Here is a 5,214-nt window from a genome sequence, read left to right as displayed (position 1 = left end):
GGTGACGGACCGGCGGCCCTCGCCGGGCGAGGCCGGAGGCCGGACGGGAGCGGCCCCGGCCCGTCCCGGTCGTCCCGGGGCCGGGCCGCCCGGGACGGGCAGGGGCCGCGGGGGTCAGTGTTTGCCGATGGGGTCTCCCTCCACGTCCGGACCGCGGCCGGGGCCGATGCGGAGTTCGAACTCGCCGTCGTACTTCTCGTGGCCCTGGATGACGGCGAGTTCCACCGCCTCGGAGCCCATCTCGCCGCGCACGATGAGCGGGTCCCGGCGCAGATCGCGCATGAGCGCCACGCACATGAGGATCATCACGACGACGAACGGGGCCGCCGCGAGGATCGTGAGGTTCTGCAGGCCGGTCAGCGCGTCGCCCTGGCCGCTGCCGACGAGCAGCATGATCGCGGCCACCGCGCCGGTGACGACGCCCCAGAACACCACCACCAGGCGGCCCGGTTCCAGTGCGCCCTTCTGCGAGAGGGTGCCCATGACGACCGAGGCCGCGTCGGCACCCGAGACGAAGAAGATGCCGACGAGGACCATCACCAGCAGGCTCGTGGCCGTGGCGACGGGGAACTCCTGGAGCACGGCGAAGAGCCGGCCCTCCGGCGTGGCCTCCTCCCCCAGCCTGCCCTGCTCCTGGAGCTTCATCGCGGAACCGCCGAAGACCGCGAACCAGACGAGGCTGACGGTGCTGGGCACGAGGATGACCCCGCCGATGAACTGGCGGATCGTACGGCCCCGGCTGATGCGGGCGATGAACATGCCGACGAAGGGCGTCCAGGAGATCCACCACGCCCAGTAGAAGACGGTCCAGCTGCCCAGCCAGTCGGCGACTCCCTCGCCGCCGCTGGCCTCGGTGCGGGCCGCCAGCTGGGGCAGCTCGCCCAGGTAGGAGAAGACGGAGGTGGGCAGCAGGTCGAGGACGATGATCGTCGGACCGGCCACGAACACGAACAGGGCGAGGACCAGCGCCAGCACCATGTTGGTGTTGGAGAGCCACTGGATGCCCTTCTCCACCCCCGAGACCGCGGAGGCGACGAACGCCACCGTCAGCACCGCGATGATGCCGACGAGCAGCCCGGTGCTCACCTTGTCCATCCAGCCGAGCTCCCGCACACCGGAGCCGATCTGCAGCGCGCCGAGGCCCAGCGAGGCCGCGGAGCCGAAGATGGTCGCGACGATCGCCAGGATGTCGATGACCCGCCCGCCGACGCCGCCCGCGTTCTTCGCCCCGATGAGCGGGGTGAAGACGGCGCTGATGGTCTGCCGGCGGCGCCTGCGGAAGGTGCTGTAGGCGATGGCGAGGCCGACCACGGCGTAGATGGCCCACGGGTGGAGCGTCCAGTGGAACAGCGTGGTCGCCATGGCCGTCTCCATGCGGTCGCCGGAGTCGGCCGGGTCGGTGCCGGGCGGCGGCGTGACGTAGTGCGCCAGCGGCTCGCTGACGCCGTAGAACATCAGACCGATGCCCATGCCCGCGCTGAACATCATCGCGACCCAGGACACGGTGCGGAACTCCGGTTCCTCGCCCTCGGCACCGAGGTGGATCCGGCCGTAGCGGCTGGCCGCGAGCCAGAGGGCGAAGACGACGAAGCCGGAGGCGGCCAGCATGAACGCCCAACCGCCGTTGTGTATCAACCCGCTGAGCATGCTGCTGGAGGCGTCCTCGAGCGAGTCCGTCGCGGCGGCGCCCCAGACCACGAACGCGAGGGTGAGCACGGCCGTGACACCGAACACCACCCGGTCGGTCCGGGGGCGTTCCCGGCCGGGCAGGCCCGCTTCCGATCCCGGTAGCGGGCCTGCCGTGTGATCCTTGTCGCTGGGGTGGTTCTGCGTCACTGGCGGCACCTCTCATCAAGCTCGTGGGCGGAGTGCCCTCTTCCGAGAAGCCCCTACCACGTGTGGCGCAAAACTCACCTTCTCAGCAGGACGTTTCGGGTTCCCCCTCCGTGAGGTGGTACGTGGCGCGCCCGTCGAGGAGCAGCGGGACGAGGGCCCGCGACGACTGCCGCAGGGGGACGAGGACGCCGTCGCCGTCCCGCCGGACGCGCACCCCGTGCAGGGCGAGCTCGTCCCCGACGTCCGCGTACTGGGCGGCGGTCAGGCGGTAGCCGCAGGGCGGATCGGGGATCACCTCGGAGGGCTCGGGCGGGTCGTTGTCGGCTCCGCCCAGGTGCACGGGGCCGGTGTCGGCGCGGCCGGCGGCGCGCGCCGCGGCGGTGGCCGCCTCGACCTGCCCGCGGCGCTCGTCGGCGAAGCGCACCAGGCCCTCGAGGGCGGCGAGCTGGGAGTTCACCCTGCGCCGGTTGTTGAGGGCCTGGTCGGTCCGCTCCGCGTCGGTGAGCGGGTCGACGCGGCTCTCGATGAGCAGGCCGACGCCGTGCTTGATTCCGGACATGTTGCGCAGGATGCGTTCCTGTCCGTCGCCGGCGGTCTGGCGGATCGGTTCACCGGTGACGGGGTCGGTCCAGATGCCGTAGGTGCCGGTCGAGTGGCCGGCGGCTTCGGCGGCGGGGCGCACGTAGTCGCGGGACAGGGTCCGCGCGGTGTCGTGGACGGCCGGGTGGGTGTTGAGGTTGCGCGGCCAGAGGTCGAACAGGTCCTTGTCGTAGTAGGGCGGTGTGGCGCCGTACTCGTGCAGGTCGTAGATCACGTCCGGGCGGTGGTCGCGGATGACGGCGGCCAGGGCGCGGCCCTCGGCGGTCCGCAGAGCGAGGTGGTCGCGGTTGACGTCGACGCCGTCGCCGTTGCCCCGGGTGCCGGCGGCGCGGCCGTCGGGGTTGGCGGTGGGGACGACGAGCACCGTGGTGCGCTCCAGGAAGCGGCGGGTGGGCCGGTCCTCGGCGAGGGCCAGGTCGCGGATCGTGGTGAGGCAGGCCTCGCGGCCGGAGGGTTCGTCGCCGTGCTGGCTGCACACCAGCAGCACCGTGTGGGAGGCGGGCCGGGTGCCGATGCGGACGAGTCCGAGCGGCCGGCCCTGCTTCGTCGTGCCGATACGGGTGACGGAGACCCGGCTGCTCGTCCGGTCGACGGCCGCGAGGAACCGCTGCTCCTCGTCCGGGGTGGTCCAGCGGGCACCGTCGCTCGCCTCGAACCCGGTACGGGGCGGAGGGTGTTCGCCGGCCCGGACCGGTGCGGTGACGAGGGAGGCGGCGAGCGTGACGGCGGCGAGGATCAGGGCGCGTTTCACCGGGCCTCCCCGGGGACGCGGTGGGGAGTGGTGCTCGGCCGGTCCACGCCGTCCAGGACCGCCTCCCGGGGCTCGGCGTGCGAGCCCGCGGTGGCGCGGGCGAACGCGGCCGTTCCGCCGGCGAACGGAACGCGCGCGGAGGTGCGGGCCAGGTCGAGGGTGAGCGTCGGGGTGTCGGCCGGGGGATCGATCAGGCCCCGGTCGGTGCCCGCGACGATCAGCGCCAGGCGGTGCCCCTCGGGCACGACGTGGTCGGTGGCCGCGAGGTCGAGGGTGATGGTGTACCGCTTGCCGGGGGTGAGGGGTTCGCCCTTTCCGCTGTTCGCGTGGTTGCCGAGGTCGGCCCAGCCGCGGCTGACGACGGTGAAGTCGACCTCGGTGGTCCTGGCGCGGGTCTCCTTGAAGCAGGAGCTGTCGCCCGCGGTGCTCGCGCCCCAGCAGGTGCGCTCGGTGAGGGTGGTGATGCCCTCGCCGGCGTCGGCGTAGTCGCGGATGGTGTCGGGGCCGAGGTCCACCAGGACGGCGGAGAGGTGGGCCGTCGGGGTGCTGGGCGTCGCGGTGACGGTGATCTCGGAGGAGCCGGACAGCCGCAGGTCGCGGGTGAGCGGTCCGGTGACGAAGCCGGCCTTGTCCGGTGTCGATGTGTCGACACGGGCGGCCCAGTCGGTCTCGCTCAGCCGCGGGTCGTCGGTGAAGGCCTCGGTGCCCTTGCCCCTGCGCAGGCCCAGGGTGCCGACGCCCGGCTCGGGGCCCCGGGCGGGGCGCAGGGTCGCGGTGTGCGTGCCGCGCGGCGGCCAGGTCGCGGAGGTGACCCACTGGTCGGGCCGGCGCTCGATGTCGGCCACCGGCTCCCGGTCGATGCCGTTGTCGTAGCCGAGGAGTTCGTGGTCGAACCAGCGGTGCAGGGTCTTCACCCATTCCGCGCGGCGGAAGTCGAAGGGGTCGACGTGACCGGTTTGGGAGAGCCAGATCTTGCGCTCGACCCCGTTCTTCGCGAGGGCGTCCCACCAGGGGCCGACGTGCTGCATCCGCACGTTGAGGTCCTGCATGCCGTGCACGAGGAAGACGCTGGCCCGCACCTTCTCCGCGGCGCGCACGTAGTCGCGTTCGGTCCACAGCGGCGTCCGGTCGCCGGTGCGCGGGGCGCCCTCGACGAGTTCGCGCTGGACGGCGGCGCACTTGGCGCGGGCGTCGGGGCTCTCGACGTAGTGCGACAGCCAGTCGGGGCCGGAGTCGTAGAGCGGGGCGCCCTGGGTGAAGTAGTAGTCGTACCAGGAGGAGATGGCGGCGATCGGGACGATGGTCTCCAGGCCCTCGACGCCGGTCGCGGCGACTCCGTTGGCGATGGTGCCGTCCCAGCTCTTGCCGATCATGCCGGTGCGGCCGTTGGTCCAGTCCGCCTCGGCCCGTTCGCCGCCGGTGCGGGTGGTGTAGGCCCTGCCACGGCCGTTGAGCCAGTCGACGACGGCCTTCGCGGACCGGATGTCGGAACGTCCGCCGACGTCCACGCAGCCGTCGGACCGGTTGGTTCCGGCCAGGTCGACACCGACGACGGCGTAGCCGCGCGGCACGAAGTAGTTGTCGTAGAACAGCGGCATGCCCACGATGTCGCCGTTCGCGTCGTAGGTCTTCCTCTGGCTCTCGTTGCCGCGCCCGCAGCAGGAGTAGTACGGGCTGGCGTCCATGATGACGGGGATCTTCCGGCCCTGCTGTGCGGGTTCGCGGGGGCGGACGATGTCGACGGCGACCCGGTCGGTCCTCCCGTCGCGGTCCTCGTCGAGTCCGGTGTCCACCCAGACGGCCTCGCGGATGGCGTGGTCGTAGGAGTGGACGGGCAGGCTCTCGCGCGGCGCGGCCTCTGCCGCGGCCGGGGTGAGCAGCGTGGCCGTCAGGGCGGCCGTGGCCGCCGTCGCGAGCGGTCTCCAGGTCGTGAAGCGCGTGCGTTTCGGCATGCGCGGGACGGTACATCGGTCAACTCCCGCGCAGAAGAGGGCATCTGGCGCGTCGTGGGCATGCCGGTGGCCGAA

At 72.6% G+C, this 5,214-nt stretch carries 3 protein-coding genes; all 3 read right to left on the bottom strand.

The features are described 5' to 3' along the window. Positions 1-114: 114 nt before the first annotated feature. Positions 115-1,836, bottom strand: a complete 1,722-nt coding sequence (locus RIM90_RS08935; protein ID WP_309060055.1) for a BCCT family transporter — start codon at positions 1,834-1,836, stop codon at positions 115-117. Between the two features lie 82 nt (positions 1,837-1,918). Further along, a complete protein-coding gene (locus tag RIM90_RS08930) occupies positions 1,919-3,187 on the bottom strand; it encodes a M14 family metallocarboxypeptidase (protein ID WP_309060054.1) in 1,269 nt (422 codons plus the stop codon). Then, positions 3,184-5,139 (bottom strand): Xaa-Pro dipeptidyl-peptidase, encoded by a 1,956-nt coding sequence (locus RIM90_RS08925; RefSeq protein WP_309060053.1) that lies wholly within the window; start codon positions 5,137-5,139, stop codon positions 3,184-3,186. The genes RIM90_RS08930 and RIM90_RS08925 overlap by 4 nt, the downstream gene beginning before the upstream one ends. Positions 5,140-5,214 lie beyond the last annotated feature (75 nt).

Origin of the sequence: Streptomyces sp. (assembly GCF_031181555.1) — a bacterium.
In the GTDB taxonomy this organism is placed as follows: Bacteria; Actinomycetota; Actinomycetes; order Streptomycetales; family Streptomycetaceae; genus Streptomyces; species Streptomyces fimbriatus.
This window is presented reverse-complemented; position numbering and strand designations above follow the sequence as displayed.